Origin of the sequence: Mucilaginibacter ginsenosidivorax (assembly GCF_007971525.1) — a bacterium.
In the GTDB taxonomy this organism is placed as follows: domain Bacteria; phylum Bacteroidota; class Bacteroidia; order Sphingobacteriales; family Sphingobacteriaceae; genus Mucilaginibacter; species Mucilaginibacter ginsenosidivorax.
Genome location: NZ_CP042437.1, coordinates 3,772,383 through 3,792,343 on the forward strand (window position 1 = coordinate 3,772,383; position 19,961 = coordinate 3,792,343).

Consider the following 19,961-nt stretch of genomic DNA (forward strand, 5'->3'; position numbering starts at 1 on the left):
ATAATGACCAAAAGTAATCCATTATGACAATTCATCCAAATTTATTTAGAAAGATTCTAAACAAGTATCAAGTAGTTAGTATCAAGTATCAAGGCCGGCCCACAGGAATCGCTTTGCTCATCTGCACATTTACAATCCGCACCTTCAAAAATCCGAAATCGAACATCCGAAATCGAAAATCCTATATATCCATCACCTCTTTTTTCTTCTTACTCTTCATGCGCTTGGGTACAAACTCAAGTATTTCGTTTTTGAGGGCTTCAATCAGGCGGCGCTTCAAAAAATTGCGTTGGATAACGATGCTTACTTCGCGGGCTGGTTCGGGCGATTTAAAATAGCGCACTTTGTCCAGCTGTTTATCGTTTAACTCGGCAAGGGCCAGCTCGGGTAATATGGTGGCGCCATTGTTCTGATCGACCATGCGTTTAAGGGTTTCAACGCTGCCGGTATTGTATTCAAAATGCTGGAAACCCTTGGTGGCCTTGCGGCGCTGGCAAATATTTAATACCTGTTCGCGCATGCAATGCCCTTCGTTCAGTATCCATATCTCCTCCATATCAATGTCATCGGGGGTGATGTTTTTCTTTTTTGAAAGCTTGCTGTTTTTAGATACGTAGGCTACAAAATTTTCATAAAAAACGGGAATCTCCGTCAAGCTACTTTCATGCAGCGGAGTTGACAATATTCCGCAATCAATCATCCCCAGTTTTAACTGCTGTACAATTTCTTCGGTTGTTTGCTCCCATACCACAAGCTTTACCTGCGGGTATTTTTCAATAAACCCGTGGATGATTTTTGGTAAAATGTAAGGCGATACGGTGGGGATAATACCAACCCTTAATTCGCCCGATAGCTCTTTTTGCCTGTCGGTGATAATCTCCTTGATCTTTTCACTTTCAGATAGCATAATGCGGGCCTGGGTAATTATTTCGATGCCAATTTCGGTAGGCGTAACAGGCTGTTTACTGCGGTCGAATATTTTTACACCGAGGGTATCCTCCAGTTTTTGTATCTGCATGCTTAAGGTAGGCTGTGTAATAAAACACTTTTCGGCAGCTAAAACAAAGCTGCGATAAGTATCAACAGCTACAATGTATTCCAGTTGTGTTATGGTCATTTGATATAGATAAACTCTATACAAATATAGTAATTATTGATTTTCTCTATTGAATTATTATGCTGAAGTTTGAATTACAAAACCAAGTATTTATGGAAACTAAAAAGAAACTGACAACAGCCTCGGGCAAGCCTTACGCCGAAAACGAGAACTCGCAAACCGCGGGGCCACGGGGCCCAATCCTGTTGCAGGATTTTATTCTGCACGAGAAAATGGCACACTTTAACCGCGAACGGATACCTGAGCGTGTTGTGCACGCCAAGGGTTCCGGGGCATACGGCACACTGACAATTACACATGATATAAGCAAATACACCAGGGCAAAAGTTTTTAACGCCATTGGCAAGCAAACCAAATTGTTTCTTCGATTTTCGACGGTTGGTGGCGAAAAAGGATCGGCAGATACCGAGCGCGACCCGCGGGGCTTTGCCATTAAGTTTTATACGGAGGATGGTAACTGGGATTTAGTTGGCAATAACACCCCTGTGTTTTTTATAAAAGACCCCAAAAAATTTGGCGACTTCATCCACACGCAAAAGCGCGACCCGTATACCAATTGCAAAAGCGCTACCATAATGTGGGATTTTTGGTCGTTAAACCCCGAAAGCCTGCACCAGGTAACCATCTTGATGAGCGATAGGGGTACGCCTTACGGCTATCGCCATATGGATGGCTTTGGCAGCCATACCTTTTCATTTATTAATGCCGCGAACGAAAGATTTTGGGTTAAATTTCATTTTAAAACCCTGCAAGGCATCAAAAACTTTACCGATGCCGAAGCCGGCGAGATGCGCGGCAAAGCTCCTGATTTTGCACAACATGATTTGCTAACCCATATTGATGACGGCGATTTTCCGAAATGGGCCATGAAAATACAGGTAATGCCCGAGGCTGATGCCAAAACCTACCACATCAACCCATTTGATTTAACTAAAGTGTGGCCACATGGTGATTACCCGCTGATTGATGTTGGTGTATTGGAATTGAATGAAAACCCCGATAATTATTTTGCCCATGTTGAGCAGGCTGCTTTTGCCCCGGCTCACGTTATTGATGGTGTTGGTTACTCGCCGGATAAGATGCTGCAAGGCCGTATTTTATCCTATCCGGACGCGCACCGTTACCGTTTAGGGGGCAATTACGAGCAAATACCGGTTAATAAATGCCCTTACCTGGTAAGCAATTACCAAAGGGATGGCGCAATGGCGGTTAATGGCAATGGCGGATCGGCACCTAATTACTTTCCCAACAGTTTTGATGACATTGAGGCCGACCAAAGCTATAAAGAACCCGCCTGGGATTTTGGCAGCTCTGTTGGCGATTGGTACGACCGCAATGCCGAAGGCGAAAACGACCATTACACACAGCCCGGCAATTTGTACCGGTTAATGGATGCCCAACAAAAGCAGGATTTGATTAATAATATAGTAAACTCCATGAGCGGTATAGATGGGCCGAAGAAAGACCTGATTACCAACCGCCAGCTTTGCCACTGGTTCCGTGCAGATATTAACCTGGGCATGGCCATAGCCAAAGGCCTGCAGCTTGACCTGTCAGAAACAATGAAACATATGCCGGCTTAGAGGTTTTACGTTGGACGTTGTAGGTTTTACGTAGACAGCCTAAAGCAAAAAAGCCGATAGCAACTACTATCGGCTTTTGCAATAAATAAAAACGTATAACTTACAACGTACCACCTAAAACCTACTCCACCGTAACCGACTTAGCCAAATTTCTTGGCTGGTCAACATTACAGCCCCTCATAACAGCTATGTGGTAAGCCAGTAATTGTAATGGTATAGTTGCTATTAGCGGCACAAACGCTTCGTGGGTTTGGGATATCTCAATTACATAGTCGGCCATTTCTCTTACTTCGGTATCACCTTCGGTAACAATGGCTATTACGTGGCCTTTGCGGGCTTTTACCTCCTGTATATTACTTATTACCTTTTCGTACGATGAGCTTTGGGTTGCAATTACAACCACCGGCATATCATCATCAATTAAGGCGATAGGGCCATGTTTCATTTCGGCAGCAGGATAGCCCTCGGCATGGATATAGGAGATCTCTTTCAGCTTTAAAGCGCCCTCTAATGCAACGGGGAATGAACTGCCCCTGCCCAAGAACAGGCAATTAGTCGAGTCTTTAAACTTGGCGGCAATTTTTACTACATGATCGTTGCATTTTAAAGCTTCCTCAACCAGTTGAGGGATCTGGTTCAATTCGGTTAAATATTCCACCAGCTTGCTTTGGGTTATTTTACCACGCTGCTGGGCTATATAAAACGCTATCAGCGTTAAAACACTTACCTGGGCTGTAAACGCTTTGGTTGAAGCTACGCCAATTTCGGGCCCCGCATGTGTGTAAACACCGGCATGAGTGGTGCGCGGAATGGACGCACCCACCACGTTGCAAATTCCAAAAATAGTAGCCCCTTTTTCTTTGGCCAACTCTATTGCTGCCATAGTATCGGCAGTTTCGCCGGATTGGGAGATGGCTATTACCAGATCTTTCTCGGTGATGATAGGGTTGCGGTATCTGAACTCCGAAGCATACTCCACCTCAACAGGTACACGGGCGTATTCCTCAATCAAATACTCACCAACCAGGCCAGCATGCCATGAGGTACCGCAGGCAATAATGATGATCCTGTCTACGTTCTTGAGCTTCTCCGTATATTCTTTTATCCCACCCAATTGTACTTTACCTTGCTGCGGGTAAATACGGCCGCGTAAGCAATCGCGGATAGAGCGCGGCTGCTCGTAAATCTCTTTCAGCATAAAATGCTCGTAGCCGCCTTTTTCCAGCATTTCCAGCTTTAGGTCAAGCTCCTGGATGTAGGGTGTTTGAACCGAGTTGTCAATGTTTTTGATCAACAGGTTATCGCGGTGTATGTAGGCAATTTCGTTATCGTTTAAATAGATCACATTTTTGGTGTACTCCACAATAGGCGTTGCGTCTGATGCTATAAAGTATTCGCCTTTGCCAACACCAATCACCATGGGGCTACCTTTACGTGCTGCTATCAGCAAATCGGGTTCATCGGCGCTCATGATCACTATGGCATAGGCGCCAATAACTTTAGTAAGTGATACCCTTACTGCCTCGCGCAGGCCAAGGCCTGTTTGGTCCATGATATCTTCTATCAGGTGAATGAGCACCTCGGTATCGGTATCACTTTTAAAAACGTGGCCTTTGGCTGTAAGCGTTTCTTTAATAACGCCGTAGTTTTCGATAATACCATTATGTATTATGGTAAGCTTACGATTGCCAGACGAGTGTGGGTGCGAGTTACGGTCGCTTGGTGCGCCGTGTGTTGCCCAGCGGGTGTGCCCCATACCTATTGATCCTTTAAGGTCAATACCTTTTACAAAGTTTTCAAGGTCATCAACCTTGCCGGCCTTTTTATAAACCTTAAGCTCTTTATCTAACAGGGCAACACCGGCACTGTCATACCCCCGGTATTCTAAACGATGAAGTCCTTTTATAATGATGGGATAAGCATCTCTGTAACCTATATAACCAACAATTCCGCACATAGTAAATTTTATAAAATGTAAATGGAGCAAAAATAATCAGCTATATAACACACTTCATAGCTTATTATTTTAATTATTTCAGAAAATGGAAAGGTTTTTACTTACTTAAAAATTAATTTTAAGAAGTGTTTTGGGCTTAAACAAAAAAATCCCCTAAGCGGAGATTCTTTTTATTTTAATTGAGCCTTTACAGCTTGGGTATCTTGGTATAAAAAATATTCAGTTTGATACGGTAAGGCGAATTTTTATCGCTGCCAATCAATATTGTGCGGCCGGCAATTTGCGCGCTTGGAGATATAAGCCCTGCGCCAGTGGTTGAGTTTACTTCGCTGGTATCAATAGGGGCTACGTAAGTGCCATAATCTATTGTCTTTTTACGGATCAAATCCTGGATGTAGCTTGTAATTACAAACCGGTAGGCTTTTATAGGTTCTTTGGTTGTGCGGGTATAAAAACCGCCAAATACCCCCGCCTGGTAAAGCGCGTTTGATGACGATGCATCCTGTATCAAAATACGCTGGTTGGCGATATCTAATTGATACATGGCCAATTTAGGCAACGACGGATACGGAATACCTGAGCCCTGCACAGGTGTTATAATTAACTCGGCGCGGTTTAACACAATTGAATCGGGGTTAAGCTTACTTAAACCCGGGAACCCAACTTTGGCACGCAATGCGCCCAACCCTTGCAGGTAAACTGTAGTTTGGCTGGTTACACCAGCAGTTGCGGTTTTGGCCTTTGTTATAGCCTGGCTATATTGATGTCTTATTTCGGCTGCGTGAATCGGGAAGGTTAACGATACACTTGCAGTATCTGTTGTTGTGTCATTCTTGGCCTTGTAAAATACGTCAAGGTGCGACCGTGTAGACGAAAGATTTAATTGTAATGTACCACCCGCGTTTGAAGATTGTACCCTGGCCAGCGTTAAATATAAGCCCTTAACCAAATCCTGGAAAGCCGCGTCAGAAGCTAACGCTGTACCAGTGGCATTAAAAAGGTTATCATAAATAAACTGCTTGCTAAAAGGTATACGTAACTGCGGCGCAACCCTTTGCACGGTATCAATGGTGTCCTTACGTATGCGGGCAATAGTTAAGCTATCATGGGTGTTGGCAGTAAAGGTTTTAGTTGCCAATACAGTAGCCTGGCTCGCCCAGCGTTTGGTGCCATAATAGGTTTGGTTAGTGGGTTTATCTTGTAGCTGATATACGTTAACTTTATATCGTGAAACTACTGAATCGCCATAAAAGCCATCGGCATAGCCCAATACCAGCACAGCCGAATCTATAGTAAGCGTGCCTGCAGGAACAGTATACGGAGCTGTTGGTAATTGAATGCCTAATGCCACATTTGTTTTTGTTGTGCCAAAAATTGGGTCAACAAACTCGCCAAGTGGTGTTTTGGTTAATCCCGATGTAACTACGGTTACAGTATCTTCGTCAACAGTGTTGATGGTAACGGTAGTATCAACAAGCAAAGTGCCGCTTACCTGGGATGATGTATCTACGCCTAAACCTATGCCCTCCTGGCGCTTACAGCTATTGAAAATAAAAAGACTTATTAACAGGGTCAATAAGTCTAATCTGAAAAATTTCATATATAATATTAAGTCTTATGCAACATGCACCAATTCGTCGTTGGTAATTTCGTCGTAAAAATTGTAATAATTTTCGAAATCTGCGGTAGAATCAAATTCTAAAACCGATTTATTGCTGTTTTTAACATTATTTAACACATCTGCGTCGATATTCTCGCTGCCCAAAACAATCCCGTCTGAGTACTGGATTGCGCCGGCATAAAGTGCAGTGTTAGTGCCCTCTTTGTAAGCGTCAACGTGAACCTCAGTCATGTTGCTCATGATTGCTTTTTGGGCAAAATCGGCACCAAGCTTATCATTAAAGTCGTTTTCGTAAATCGAATAAATGATTTTTGAATGCTTGAAAGTCGGGTCGTCTTTGTAAGTAGTTTTTAAATATGCAGGCACCAGGGCGCTTAACCATCCATGGCAATGGATGATGTCTGGAGCCCATCCTAATTTTTTAACCGTTTCCAATGCACCTTTGCAAAAGAAGATCATACGCTCGTCATTATCGGCATAAAACTTGCCGTCCTTATCACCAAACACATGTTTACGCTGAAAATATTCTTCATTATCTAAAAAATACACCTGCATACGTGCTGCCGGGATAGATGCTACCTTAATGATCAGCGGGTTATCATTATCGTTGATAATAATATTCATACCCGATAAACGGATAACTTCATGAAGTCTGTTCCTGCGCTCGTTAATATTGCCAAAACGCGGCATCAGGATCCGGATCTCGAATCCCTTCTCCTGCATTGCCTGCGGAAGTTGGCGTGTTATTTCAGCAATTTTTGTGAGTTCAAGGAAAGGAGACATTTCATGAGTTATAAACAATAGCTTAGATTTACCCATCACTTAATCAGTATTAAAAATATGTAAAGAAGTCAAAAAATTTGAGTTTGCAAATATAATCATTATTATATGAACTGTCAACGAATTGTGCAAGTAACTTTTGGTATTTTTTGCGTAAATGCACACCTTTACCAAATTTTGTAATTCAAACTACATTGAAGATATTTACTACCAGGCAACAGGTAACCCAGTACTTTGCCAACAAAACCAACAAAACTGTTGGCTTTGTTCCTACAATGGGTGCGCTGCACAATGGCCACTTATCGTTAATTAAACAGGCTCAGCAAATTAGCACCGAAGTGGTTTGCAGTATTTTTGTAAACCCCACCCAGTTTAACGATCCAAAAGACCTTGAAAAGTACCCCCGGCCCATTGCTGCGGATATTGCAATGCTGGAGCAGGCGGGCTGCGATATATTGTTTAACCCGGCGGTTGATGAGATGTATGATGATAATGAGAAATGGCATTTAGACATAGGCAACCTGGAGCACTTACTGGAAGGCAAATTCCGGCCCGGACATTACCAGGGTGTTATGCAGGTGGTAAATAAACTGTTCAACATCGTAACGCCCGACATCGCATTTTTTGGGCAGAAAGACTACCAGCAGTTTATGGTGATAAGCAAAATGGTTAATTTATTAAGCATGCCCGTAAAGCTTGTGATGTGCCCCATTTTGCGCGATGCCGATGGCCTGGCCATGAGCTCGAGGAATATTCACTTAACCGCCGACGACAGGCAGCACGCCCTCATCTTATCAAAAACATTAAACTGGGTTAAAAGCAATTTCGATAAAGAAAATATCCCGCAACTTCAGCAGCAAGCCGAACAGATGATAGGTGCTGAGCCGGAAATTAGCCTTGAATATTTTGCAATTGTTGATGGCAGCACATTGTTGCCGGTCACCGCTGCCACTAAAAATATAGTAGCCCTGGTAGCAGCCCGGGCGGGTAAAACAAGATTGATAGATAATATGTTGATGCTTTAGTTCATAGTTGATGGTTCATCATCATGGTACAGGTTGTTTATTAGGTGTTGACTATGAATTAATTGTAATCTTTTTGGCCATGAACCATCAACTATGACCCATGAACAAAAAAGTTTATAACTTTGCGCCATGATTATTGAGATATTGAAGTCCAAAATTCACAGGGTGAAGGTTACGCAGGCGGAGCTGAATTATGTGGGCAGTATTACAATTGACGAAGACCTGATTGAAGCAGCCGATATTATTCCGAACGAAAAAGTTCAGATAGTGAATAACAATAACGGCGCGCGTTTTGAAACTTATGTTATAAAAGGTGAGCGCGGCAGCGGCACGGTTTGCTTAAATGGTGCTACCGCCAGGCTGGCCCAGGTTGGCGATGTGGTTATCATTATGTCATACGCTTATATGGAGCGCGACGAAGCGCGAAAATATGAACCCATATTGGTATTTCCTGATGCCGATAATAAATTAATAAAGTAAATTAGCGCGGTTTTAAAGCCCCTGGTTTACTAATGAAATTACCTTTAACCTTTACCTTTCTTCTTATGGCATCGCTGTGCTTTGCCCAGCGCCAGAATGTTTATTTTTTGAAAAACAACGGCAAACATGTTGATGTTCGCGACAGCGCCGATTACATCAGGATCATTCGCGAGCCCGATTCAGGGACTGTTTTTTTCAACGTATTGGAGTACTACCTTAACGGGAAAATTAAGACGTTGGGTAAAACCTCTACCATCGATCCGGTAACACTTGAGGGCCAGTGTGTAACGTATTTTAAAAATAGCAATAAAGAATCTGTACGCACCTACAAAAAAGGCAAAGTGATTGGTAGCGCCTATGATTATTTCCCAAACGGCAAGTTATACCTTGGCAGGGAGTTTCCTGATAACGATAGCCCTTATAATGATTTTGACGGTAACTACTTATTAACAGATTGTCTCGATTCATTGGGAACGCCGCTGGTAACAAACGGCAATGGGCATTATATTGGATATAATGATAATTTCAAAAAAGTAACTGAAGAGGGCGAAATTAAAAATGGCAAACGGGAAGGGCTTTGGAAAGGCCGTTTTGATGATATCCATACTCGTTTTGAAGAGAACTATAGTAACGGCCAACTTATTTCAGGCACTGCTACATTAGATGATGGCAAGGTTAATACCTATACCAAAACAAGGAGTGTGCCACCGCAGTTTAAAGGCGGGGTACAGGGCTTTGGCAGGTACCTTTCCAATCATATTGAATACCCCACCTACGCAAGGCAAAATAATATACAGGGCCGTGTAGTTTTAACCTTTGTTGTTGAAAAAGACGGGCAGGTTACCGAGGTTAAAGTTGTAAAATCTGTTAGCCAGGAACTTGATGCAGAAGCTGTAAGGGTATTAAATGCTTCGCCGAAGTGGATACCTGGTATGCGTTTTGGATCGCCTGTAAGGGTTTTGTATTCGGTGCCGGTTGCTTTTGCATTGCAAGGCTATTAAATTATCGTTCCCGAGGTTCGGCGCCTATGCTTAATGATACTTTCAGTTCTACATCGGTGTTAACGGCTTTACGTAACAGGTAAACCATCCTGATGCGCACGCTTGGTTCCCTTACAATCTCGTCCAAAAAATGCGAATTATCTATATCCAGTACCACACTGTTGCCAACGTTGGCAGTAATATCTTTACGGATGGCTACTAATACCTCATCGCTGCCATCGGCTTTGGCCATATATATCCTTAAAGCAGCAATATTGCCAATATTATAATCCGATGGATCTTTTGACTGCAGCTTTGCCGATATAATACGAACTTCACTTATCCGGTTTGCATTATTGCCATCTTTGGTGAAATCCTGGTCGAAGCTGTTGGCCGTACTTATGGCGGTATGCGGCTGATCGATCGATGATGATGCCGGAATTACCAGGTTAGCCGTATAAGGGAACGTAGATTTCATGATTGACTGCAGCATACCACAGCTTCCGAACAGGAAAATAGCGGCAAACAGAAAAAATGTATGTTTCTTCATCATAATTTATCGCTGTAAGGTAATTGTACATTACTACAATTACAAGTTTAATTGGTTTTATAGGTAATTTATACCTTGTATAAATATATTAAGATTTTATGGAAACAAATGGTTTATTGCAAGTACTTAATAATATAAATATCCTAACACCGCAGATAAAAAGCCAGCTTGAGTCATATCTGGTTGAAGACCATTATGCTAAGAAATCCATCCTGTTAAAAGCAGGACAGGTGTCGCAGCGAATTTATTTTGTAAAACAAGGCTTTACCAGGGCCTACTACCACAAAGGGGAAAGCGAATTTACCAGCTGGTTTATGGGAAAGGGCGAAATTATAGTATCGGTTTATAGTTTCTTTTCCAGGAAGCCATCGTTCGAAAATATCCAGGTGTTGGAAGATAGCATATTGCAGTCCATTAATTGGGATCAACTGCAAAGTATTTATAAAAATCATCCGGAGTTTAATTTAACCGGCCGACTAATTACCGAGCAATACTACATCCGCAGCGAAGAGCGCGTCATTAACCTGCAAACACTTACCGCAAAACAGCGCTATGAAAACCTGTTATCCTCCTATCCCGACATTCTTCAGAAAGCATCCCTGGGGCAAATAGCATCATTTTTAAGTATTAAACAGGAAACCTTAAGTAGGATAAGAGCTAAAGGGTAACGTTTTTTGATATAAGTCAAAACTTATTGACCGGCCTGGCACCGAGATTTGATTTAATCAAAAACATAAAACCATGCTTTATATCATCTTCATTTGTTTCGCCGTTTGTTTCCTCATTGAAAAGCTTTCGCCGGGGTGGAAACTCCCTCAGGTGCCTACCTGGACCATCAGAGTGCTTGCTATCAATTTTGTACAGTTACTCATTGTAGTTATTGCCGGTTATAGCTGGGAAAAATGGCTGTCAGGCTATTCTCTTTTCTTTCTGTCGCGCCATATGCCTAATTGGCTTGGCGGAGTGGTGGCTTACTTTATAGCAACTTTCATATTTTATTGGTGGCACAGGTGGCGCCATCAGAGTGATTTTTTATGGCGGCATTTTCATCAGATACACCACAGCGCGCAACGCATTGAAGTAATTACATCCTTTTATAAACACCCGCTCGAAATGATGGTTAACTCCGTAATTGGCAGTTTACTGGTGTACACCCTGCTTGGCTTAAATCCCGAAGCCGGGGCTATTTATACCCTATGCACAGCCCTGGGCGAATTTTTTTATCATACCAATATAAAAACACCAAAATGGATAGGCTATATTTTTCAACGGCCCGAAATGCACCGCATACATCACGAGTACGAAAAACACAGTAATAATTATGGCGATATTGTTTGGTGGGATATGTTATTTGGCACCTACAGCAATCCGCGAAACTTTACAACATCATGCGGATTTGATACCGACAAGGAGCTAAAACTCACCGAAATGCTGAAATTTAAGGACGTACATAAAATATAAATATTAATTCAAAAAAAACATTAATTGTGTCGGTCAAAACTCTATCTTTGCACCCCGACACTGAGGTCGGGATTTCTCGCCTTCAGTGCATAGGAAAAATCGTTTGCCGGCCGCAATGTCCGGTAACTTTTGACTTAGAACTTTTGATTTAAAAAAAAGCCCTATGCCCAAAGATAATTCCATCAAATCCGTTCTGATCATCGGCTCTGGCCCCATCATTATTGGCCAGGCCTGCGAATTTGATTACGCCGGCTCGCAAGCCGCCCTTTCCCTTAAAGACGAAGGCATTTCCGTTTCCATTATCAACAGTAACCCCGCCACTATCATGACGGATAAAGTTATTGCCGATCATGTGTACCTGTTGCCCTTAACACCTGCCAGTATCGAACAGATACTCATCGAACAAAAGATCGACGCTGTATTGCCTACCATGGGTGGCCAAACCGCGTTAAACCTTTGTATCGAGGCAGATGAACAAGGGATATGGAAAAAATACGGTGTTAAAATTGTTGGTGTGGATATCGCCGCCATCGAAAAAACCGAAAACCGCGAAGCTTTTCGCCAGTTGATGGTTGATATTGGTGTAGGTGTTGCAACTTCAAAAATTGCCAATTCGTTTTTAGAAGGTAAAGAAGCTGCCCAGGAAATTGGTTTCCCGCTGGTTATCCGCCCAAGCTATACACTTGGCGGTAAAGGCGCAGGCTTTGTACATAAAAAAGAGGATTTTGATGCCGCTTTAAGCCGTGGCCTGCAGGCATCGCCAACCCACGAGGTTTTGGTTGAGCAAGCGGTTTTAGGCTGGAAAGAGTATGAGTTGGAGTTGTTGCGCGATAACAACGATAACGTGATTATCATCTGTTCTATCGAAAACTTCGACCCAATGGGTATCCATACCGGCGACTCGATTACCGTGGCACCGGCCATGACTCTAAGCGACCGTTGTTACCAGGAAATGCGTAATCAGGCCATCAAAATGATGCGTGCCATTGGTAACTTTGCAGGTGGCTGTAACGTACAGTTTTCGGTTAACCCTGCCGATGAAGCCATCATTGCCATCGAAATTAACCCACGCGTTTCGCGCTCATCGGCATTGGCATCTAAAGCAACCGGTTACCCAATCGCTAAAATTGCTGCTAAGCTGGCCATAGGTTATAACCTTGATGAAATAGAAAACCAGATCACAAAAACAACTTCGGCCTATTTTGAGCCTACTTTGGACTATGTGATTGTAAAAATACCTCGCTGGAACTTTGATAAATTCAAAGGCGCCAACCGTGAGCTTGGCCTGCAAATGAAATCGGTAGGCGAGGTAATGGGTATTGGCCGCAGCTTTATTGAGGCTTTGCAAAAAGCCTGTCAGAGTTTAGAGATAGGCCGGGCAGGTTTAGGCGCCGATGGCCGCCAAAGCCGCAACCTGGAAGAAATTATGTACAGCCTGGAACACCCAAGCTGGGACAGGTTATTCCATATTTACGATGCGTTGAGCCTTGGTGTACCAATTGAATCTGTACGTAAAGTAACCAAGATCGATCGCTGGTTCCTGAACCAGATTATGGATGTGGTTAACTTAGAGAACGAACTGCGCCGCTACTCACTGAACAATATCCCTGAGGACTTCCTGTTCACCCTAAAACAAAAAGGCTTCTCGGATACACAGATAGCCTACATTTTAGGTAACGTTACCGAGGAAGATGTATACCAGCGCCGCAAGGCATTAGGCATCAAACGCGTGTACAAAATGGTTGATACCTGCGCTGCCGAGTTCCCTGCTAAAACACCTTACTACTACTCCACTTACGAAGGCGAGAACGAATCTGTATCGTCTGATAAAAAGAAGATCATCGTATTAGGATCGGGCCCTAACCGCATTGGCCAGGGTATCGAGTTCGACTACAGCTGCGTTCACGGGTTATTAGCCGCTAAAGAATCGGGCTTTGAAGCCATCATGGTTAACTGTAACCCTGAAACGGTTTCAACCGACTTTAACATGGCCGATAAACTGTACTTTGAGCCGGTTTACTGGGAGCACGTTCGCGAGATTATTGAACTTGAAAAACCTTACGGTGTAATTGTTCAGTTGGGTGGCCAAACCGCTCTTAAAATGGCCGAAAAAATGCACCAGCATGGCATCAAAATCATAGGCACATCCTTCAACGATATGGATATTGCCGAAGACCGTGGCCGTTTTAGCGATCTGTTAAAAGATTTAGATATTCCTTACCCCAAATATGGTGTTGCTGAAAGCGCTGAAGAAGCTCTTGAGGTTGCACATCATGTAGGTTACCCGGTTTTGGTTCGTCCAAGCTACGTATTAGGCGGTCAGGGCATGAGCATTGTGATTAATGACGAGGATTTAGAGAAAGCTGTTGTGAGCTTGCTTAAAAACCTGCCAGGCAACCGCGTACTGATCGACCACTTCCTTGACCGTGCTGCCGAGGCCGAGTCTGACTCGATAAGCGATGGCGACGATGTGCACATTGTTGGTATGATGGAACATATCGAGCCGGCTGGTATCCACTCAGGCGACTCGTTCGCGGTATTGCCTCCGTTCGATCTGTCGGACAATGTGATCAGCCAGATGGAAGAGTATACAGAGAAAATTGCCAGGGCGTTAAATGTGCGCGGATTATTAAATATCCAGTTCGCCATTAAAAACGACCAGGTGTATGTGATTGAAGCCAACCCGCGCGCATCACGTACGGTGCCGTTTATAGCTAAAGCTTACGATGTACCTTACATCAACATAGCAGCTAAAGTAATGCTGGGTGTAAATAAATTAAAAGACTTCACCATCGAACGCAAACTTTGGGGCTATGCCATCAAAGAGCCGGTGTTCTCTTTTGATAAATTCCCTGAAGTAAACAAGGAATTAGGCCCTGAAATGAAATCGACAGGAGAGGCGATACGCTTTATCCCTAACCTGCAAGACCCATATTTCCGTCACCTGTACAAAGAGAAATCGATGTACCTGAGCCGGTAGTTTGTAGTCCAAAGTATTAAGTCCAAAGTTAGAAGTAATAAATCGGACTTAAGACTTGAGGCTCAGAACTTAAGACTTGACAGTGTTTAATAGCTAATAACAATTGCCTGTAGCCCCGGTTACAGGCAATTTATGGTTAAATTTAGTTGCTATAGTTTGAAAGTTAATTTAAATAATAACCAGGCATTCAACCTTAATAGTGTTGATCCTGATGATTTAGGTGACGTTCTTGTAAAAATTGAAAGATCATTTAATATCAGTTTCGAAGATACATCTGTACGGGATGTAAAAACCTTCGGTAAACTTTGCGATATTGTTGTTGAAAAGATAAAACATGTAAACAACGAAAGCTGCACCACTCAACAGGCATTTTACAAAATCAGGAATGCCATTAACTGCACCATTACCGCCCCAAGGGAATTGGTAAAACCCCAAACCCGGCTCGAAGACATTTTTCCGCGCGATAACCGTATCGTAGTTATTAATGAGATTGAACGGGAAATGGGTTTTCAGCTTAATTTACTGCAGCCCAAACAAGGTGTAATTGCCGCTTTTGCCTTTATATTGGCGGCATCCTTGGCCGGCTTTTTCTTTCAGCCTGTAATAGCCGCTTTTGGCCTGGCAATTGCTCTTTCGGGATTTGCCCTTGCTGGCAGGTTTGGAAAAGAACTGAAAGTAAAAACCCTGGGTGACCTGGCCGAAAAAGTGGCAAGGGAACATTACCTTAAATGCAGGCGCGATGCTGCAACAGTGAACCGCGCCGAAGTAGCACAAAAAGTAAAAGACCTTTTTACTAACGAACTGCACCTAACCACTGGTATAAACTCATAACGCTAAATTTAATTAGCGACATAAGTATTTTTTGTTTTTTACGTTATTGTAATAACATGATGAAAGCCCCCGGCATTAAGGGGCTTTTGTTGTTTTAATACAACTACCTTATGAACGCTGCCTGCAAAGCCTTAACGTCCATCCTTGCATCCTGTTGCCTCATTTTTACTGTACATGGCGCCAAAGCCCAGGCTAAATTTGCTATTGGAGGCGGTGGGGCATTAAGCTACTCCAAAGAAAACATGCCCGGCTATGGAATTGTAGGTCAGGGCGAGTTAAGATTAAATAACTTTTTGAGCATTACACCATCCGTTGGTATCGAGGCGCCTTACCTGGCATATGCCAGTCTTGTAGCCAGGATATACGTTACTCCTCAATTATACCTGCATGCCGGTGGCTTTGTGAATGCCGAAGGCGAGGTGTTTAGCGAGACAGGGGGTGGTGGCACAGCTGGTATAGGATATATGGTGATGACCACAACACATCAAACTATCGATTTAAACTTTCACGCCGATATCAAAAACAATAACAACAGATCGTTAAGCATTTTCGGTATGCGGCTTATTTACAGTTATTCGTTTACAAGGCTAAAGTAATAAGCGCAAAGCCGGCAAGGCTATTTATCAACCATTAGCCCCTTTACCTCAAACGTAACCGCCCGCTTAGGATCGGTTTTTACCTTGTGCTGCTTTTTACCGCTTACTGTATCGCCCGCCAGGTGTTGCAGGTCATCGGCAATAAACATTTTTTCGGCAACGCCTTCCATAATTACGGTACGGCCAGCTAACTGGGCAGGTAGTATAACATTGTAATTTTTAAAGTGAGCTGCCATTATTTTGCCGCCACCCGCGTCTACATCAAACCAGCCGCCTTTTTCTTTGGTCACTTTTATAATCTTACCCTCAATGGTGGTGCTTATCCTGGTCTTTTTGCCCATAAATTCTTCCAGCTTATTAGCAGGCATCATGGCAATGGTATCTGGCTTTTGGCCGTAAACCATACCATGGGGTAGGGGTATGTGCTTTTGGGCAAATACCATCGCAGGCATTAGTATCGCAATTAATAATGTGGGTATTTTCATACTTATAGCTTGTTTTTACATAACACCATAGCCTGTAAAATGTTGCATATTTACTTTAAGGGCCTATTACTGTTACATTTTGTGGTTATTGGCCGTATTATATTCACTTTAAACTCATTTATTTTTATTCAATTTGTAACCGGCTTTTATTTAAGTGTTAATGAATGTTAAAATATTCGTTTTAGGTAATAAGCTTTGTCAAGTTGTTTATTTTTACAGCTGATAATACCGTGCTCATTAATTCATATTACTTCAAATGAACAAAAATCTTACTAATTCCATCCTGTTTGCGGCAGTAGTGTTTACTATTGCTTTAACCCAGGCAGGGTGTGTTAAAAGCAATAATCCTACTCCTGGCGTAGTGCCTGTTATATCCACCACTGATGTGGTTAAAGATGCTGCCGATACCAGCGCCCATAGCGGTGGTTTTATTACCGAAGCGCTTACTTATGCCGTATCAACCTATGGCGTGTGCTGGAGTGCAACAAACCCAACCCCAACTACAGCCGATTCAAAAACTGCCGATTCTGTTAACTATTTAAGCTATGCCAGTAAAATGAAAGGCTTAAAAATTAACACCAAATATTATGTACGTGCCTATGCCACCAATTCTGTTGGTACCGGCTATGGTAAAGTTGTGGAATTTACTACCGGCGCCGATTTGACATCGAAGGTAGGCACCGTGACCACATTTGCCGGTAATAGTATTGCCGGCTTTGTTGATGCTACAGGTGATGCTGCGTCTTTTTACAGTCCGCAAGGTATCACCATCGGCAGTACAGGTACCATTTATATTGCCGATGCTTTCAATAGCGCCATCAGAACAGTTACTACCGGCGGTACGGTAAACACATTAACCGGTAACGGAACTATTGGATACATAGACGGCTCATTAGCCGATGCCCGTTTTTATGCACCGCAAAGTTTGGTAACTGATGCCGCGGGTAACATTTATGTAGCCGATTTCAGCAACAACATTATCCGCAAAATAACTCCGGCCGGTGTGGTAAGCACCCTGGCAGGCAGCGGAACCGCAGGTTATGACGACGGAACAGGTGCAGCTGCCACATTTAACAACCCCCGCGGTATTGTGATTGACGGCTCTGGTAACCTTTACGTAGCCGACAGGGGGAATAACCTGATCCGCAAGGTTACACCGGCTGGTGTGGTAACAACATTTGCCGGCAACAGGGGAGCAGCCTGGGTTAATAATACTACCGCTACCAGCGCCTCATTTAACAAGCCATCGGGCCTGGCTATAAATGCGGCCGGCGATATTTATGTGGCCGACGCGCTAAACTATTCCATCCGCAAAATAACAGCTGCTGGTGTAGTGAGTACCTACCTTGGCGATCCAAAACACAAGGTTATTGGTTCGCCAGTGGCATTAACATTTGATGCCAAAGGGAACCTTTTTATTGCCGACCAAACCGGCCGTGTATTTGAAATTACTACCGATAAGGTTTTATTACCATTGGCCGGCCTTAGCGCCACGGCGGGCTTTGCCGAAGGTAGCGGTACAAGTGCCTTGTTTGCATCGCCACAGGGCGTAGCTGCAGATGCAAGCGGCAACCTATACGTAACCGACTCGGGCAACAATCGTATCCGTAAAATTGTATTGCCTGCTTTATAGATAGGTGAAAGGATAAAGGCGAAAGGTAAAAGGTAGCTGCGTTTGCGGTATGCCTCAATGATGTGAATCAACCAGCGAAGCAAGGTTGATTCACCTTTCACCCAAACAATTGCCCAAATACCTCTTCGATGCTGCTTACTATTTTAATATCGATATCGTAGCGGGATAGGTCCATGCGCTTTTTATCCTGTCCGCCGGATGGGAGGTTATACTTAGAGATAAATATCTGGTTAAAGCCCAGTTTTTGTGCCTCGGCAATGCGTTGCTCTACACGGTTAACGGCCCTTATCTCACCCGACAGGCCAATTTCGCCGGCAAAACAGGTTTTAAAGGGGATAGGCATATCTTCATGAGACGATATAATGGCCGCAGCCAGGCCCAGATCGATAGCCGGATCTTCTACCCTGATACCGCCCGTAATATTCAGGAACACATCTTTAGCCGCAAGCCTGAAGCCACAGCGTTTTTCCAGTACAGCCAGCAGCATGCTCATCCGTTTGGTATCAAAGCCCGTCGCCGTACGTTGCGGGGTACCGTAGGCTGATGCGCTTACCAATGCCTGGGTTTCTATCAGCATGGGCCTCATGCCCTCTAAAGTGGCCGATATGGTGATGCCGCTCAGCGGTTCGTCGCGGTGCGATAGCAGGATCTCGGAAGGGTTGGATACTTCCCGCAGCCCTTCGCCCATCATTTCGTAAATGCCCAACTCAGATGCCGAGCCAAAACGGTTTTTTATCGTGCGCAGGATGCGGTAAACATGGTGCCTGTCGCCTTCAAATTGCAGCACTGTATCAACCATGTGTTCCAGTATTTTAGGGCCGGCAATTGCGCCGTCTTTGGTAATATGCCCTATCAGGAATACCGGGGTCGAGGTTTCTTTGGCAAAGCGCAGCATTTCGGCGGTACACTCCCGTACCTGCGATACGCTCCCCGGGGTGGATTCAATGTGCGATGAATGCAGGGTTTGGATAGAATCTATCACCACCAAATCGGGCTCCAGCGCCTCTATTTGCTTAAATATGTTTTGGGTAGATGTTTCGCAAAGTACATAGCAGGAGCCTCCGATTTCGGATTTCGGATGTTCGATTTCGGATTTAGAATTCAGAATTTGATTTTTAGCATTTCCCCCGTCGGGGGCTAATCTTTCCGCTCTCATCTTAATCTGCCTTTCACTTTCCTCGCCCGATACATAAAGCACCTTCAGTTTCGGCATATTTAGCGCCAGTTGCAGCATTAGGGTTGATTTACCTATACCAGGCTCTCCGCCAATAAGCACCAGCGAACCAGCTACTATACCACCCCCCAAAACACGGTTAAATTCCTTATCCGGCGTAAGTACCCTGTCTTCTTCGTTAAAAGTAATATCTGCTACCTGCACGGGCTTGTTGGCGCGTTGCTGGGTATTGGATGTTACCTTCCAGGTGGGTACAGCATTGCTGGCGTTGCCCTTTTCTATAATTTCTTCTACAAAAGTATTCCATTGCTGGCACGATGGGCATTTGCCCAACCATTTGGGCGATTCGAAGCCGCAGCTTTGGCAGAAATAGGCAATTTTAGTTTTGGCCATGGAGATTCAGATATGCAGATTTTAAATTTCAGATATGCAGATGATGCAATTTGCATTGTATATACAAATATGCCAATAAGTTTACTTGTTTGCTAATTTATTTAGTAATTATTGTTGGCGCTCTTTATTTTAGACCCGCGAATACGTATGTAATTAAAAACGATTTAGCAAAGAACTGTTTAACATACCGTAGACTGGCTGGTAAATAGCTGCCCCATGTAAGCAATAATCCAGGAAAAAACGGATAGTGATGCCCTAACTATTTCCCCTATAAAAAACATACAGCTTCCAAAGAATATAACATCGGGATAATGC

Annotated in this window: 17 protein-coding genes; 10 read left to right on the forward strand and 7 right to left on the reverse strand. The window is 43.6% G+C overall.

The window, feature by feature from the left end; translation table 11 throughout:
* Positions 1-181 precede the first annotated feature (181 nt).
* Positions 182-1,117, reverse strand: a complete 936-nt coding sequence (locus tag FSB76_RS15860) for a hydrogen peroxide-inducible genes activator (RefSeq protein WP_147054953.1) — start codon at positions 1,115-1,117, stop codon at positions 182-184.
* A gap of 92 nt (positions 1,118-1,209) precedes the next feature.
* Here FSB76_RS15860 and FSB76_RS15865 point away from each other — a divergent pair, with 92 nt between their 5' ends.
* Positions 1,210-2,700 (forward strand): catalase, encoded by a 1,491-nt coding sequence (locus tag FSB76_RS15865; protein WP_147054955.1) that lies wholly within the window; start codon positions 1,210-1,212, stop codon positions 2,698-2,700.
* A gap of 121 nt (positions 2,701-2,821) precedes the next feature.
* Here FSB76_RS15865 and glmS read toward each other — a convergent pair whose 3' ends face one another.
* The 3 genes from glmS to FSB76_RS15880 all read right to left on the reverse strand — a co-directional run bounded on the left by glmS (position 2,822) and on the right by FSB76_RS15880 (position 7,097).
* Positions 2,822-4,657, reverse strand: coding sequence for a glutamine--fructose-6-phosphate transaminase (isomerizing) (gene glmS / locus FSB76_RS15870; protein ID WP_147054957.1), 1,836 nt, complete (start codon positions 4,655-4,657; stop codon positions 2,822-2,824).
* A gap of 187 nt (positions 4,658-4,844) precedes the next feature.
* Positions 4,845-6,257: a DUF4270 family protein gene (locus FSB76_RS15875; protein WP_147054959.1), complete on the reverse strand. Its 1,413-nt coding sequence runs from the start codon at positions 6,255-6,257 to the stop codon at positions 4,845-4,847.
* Positions 6,258-6,272: 15 nt separating this feature from the next.
* Positions 6,273-7,097 carry a glycogen/starch synthase gene (locus tag FSB76_RS15880; protein ID WP_147054960.1) on the reverse strand — a complete coding sequence of 275 codons (825 nt, stop codon included), beginning with the start codon at positions 7,095-7,097 and terminating at the stop codon, positions 6,273-6,275.
* A gap of 155 nt (positions 7,098-7,252) precedes the next feature.
* Between FSB76_RS15880 and panC the strand changes: the two genes are divergently transcribed.
* The 3 genes from panC (at position 7,253) to FSB76_RS15895 (ending at position 9,564) form a co-directional block, all read left to right on the forward strand.
* The gene (panC, locus tag FSB76_RS15885) at positions 7,253-8,083 is read left to right on the forward strand and encodes a pantoate--beta-alanine ligase (protein WP_147054962.1); all 831 of its coding nucleotides are present in this window, start codon (positions 7,253-7,255) and stop codon (positions 8,081-8,083) included.
* A gap of 129 nt (positions 8,084-8,212) precedes the next feature.
* Positions 8,213-8,563: an aspartate 1-decarboxylase gene (panD, locus tag FSB76_RS15890; protein ID WP_090651607.1), complete on the forward strand. Its 351-nt coding sequence runs from the start codon at positions 8,213-8,215 to the stop codon at positions 8,561-8,563.
* 65 nt (positions 8,564-8,628) lie between these two features.
* Positions 8,629-9,564: an energy transducer TonB gene (locus FSB76_RS15895; protein ID WP_158642908.1), complete on the forward strand. Its 936-nt coding sequence runs from the start codon at positions 8,629-8,631 to the stop codon at positions 9,562-9,564.
* A gap of 1 nt (position 9,565) precedes the next feature.
* On the opposite strand, the gene FSB76_RS15900 is transcribed toward FSB76_RS15895, so the two are convergent.
* Entirely contained in the window at positions 9,566-10,096 is a 531-nt protein-coding gene (locus FSB76_RS15900; protein WP_147054966.1) for a hypothetical protein, read from the reverse strand.
* A 95-nt stretch (positions 10,097-10,191) separates the two neighbouring features.
* Here FSB76_RS15900 and FSB76_RS15905 point away from each other — a divergent pair, with 95 nt between their 5' ends.
* The 5 genes from FSB76_RS15905 to FSB76_RS15925 all read left to right on the forward strand — a co-directional run bounded on the left by FSB76_RS15905 (position 10,192) and on the right by FSB76_RS15925 (position 15,961).
* Positions 10,192-10,761: a Crp/Fnr family transcriptional regulator gene (locus tag FSB76_RS15905; protein WP_147054968.1), complete on the forward strand. Its 570-nt coding sequence runs from the start codon at positions 10,192-10,194 to the stop codon at positions 10,759-10,761.
* A gap of 73 nt (positions 10,762-10,834) precedes the next feature.
* Positions 10,835-11,554, forward strand: a complete 720-nt coding sequence (locus FSB76_RS15910; protein WP_147054970.1) for a sterol desaturase family protein — start codon at positions 10,835-10,837, stop codon at positions 11,552-11,554.
* Positions 11,555-11,717: 163 nt separating this feature from the next.
* On the forward strand, positions 11,718-14,534 hold the full coding sequence (carB, locus tag FSB76_RS15915; RefSeq protein ID WP_147054972.1) for a carbamoyl-phosphate synthase large subunit: 2,817 nt from the start codon (positions 11,718-11,720) through the stop codon (positions 14,532-14,534).
* A 156-nt stretch (positions 14,535-14,690) separates the two neighbouring features.
* A complete protein-coding gene (locus FSB76_RS15920) occupies positions 14,691-15,365 on the forward strand; it encodes an acyl carrier protein (RefSeq protein ID WP_147054974.1) in 675 nt (224 codons plus the stop codon).
* A gap of 110 nt (positions 15,366-15,475) precedes the next feature.
* Positions 15,476-15,961: a hypothetical protein gene (locus FSB76_RS15925; protein ID WP_147054976.1), complete on the forward strand. Its 486-nt coding sequence runs from the start codon at positions 15,476-15,478 to the stop codon at positions 15,959-15,961.
* 20 nt (positions 15,962-15,981) lie between these two features.
* On the opposite strand, the gene FSB76_RS15930 is transcribed toward FSB76_RS15925, so the two are convergent.
* Complete coding sequence (locus tag FSB76_RS15930; protein WP_147054978.1) at positions 15,982-16,446, reverse strand: DUF4920 domain-containing protein; 465 nt, start codon at positions 16,444-16,446, stop codon at positions 15,982-15,984.
* A gap of 256 nt (positions 16,447-16,702) precedes the next feature.
* On the opposite strand from FSB76_RS15930, the gene FSB76_RS15935 reads away from it, so the two are divergent.
* The gene (locus tag FSB76_RS15935) at positions 16,703-18,079 is read left to right on the forward strand and encodes an NHL repeat-containing protein (protein ID WP_147054980.1); all 1,377 of its coding nucleotides are present in this window, start codon (positions 16,703-16,705) and stop codon (positions 18,077-18,079) included.
* Between the two features lie 97 nt (positions 18,080-18,176).
* On the opposite strand, the gene radA is transcribed toward FSB76_RS15935, so the two are convergent.
* Positions 18,177-19,646: a DNA repair protein RadA gene (gene radA / locus FSB76_RS15940; RefSeq protein ID WP_147054982.1), complete on the reverse strand. Its 1,470-nt coding sequence runs from the start codon at positions 19,644-19,646 to the stop codon at positions 18,177-18,179.
* Between the last annotated feature and the right edge of the window lie 315 nt (positions 19,647-19,961).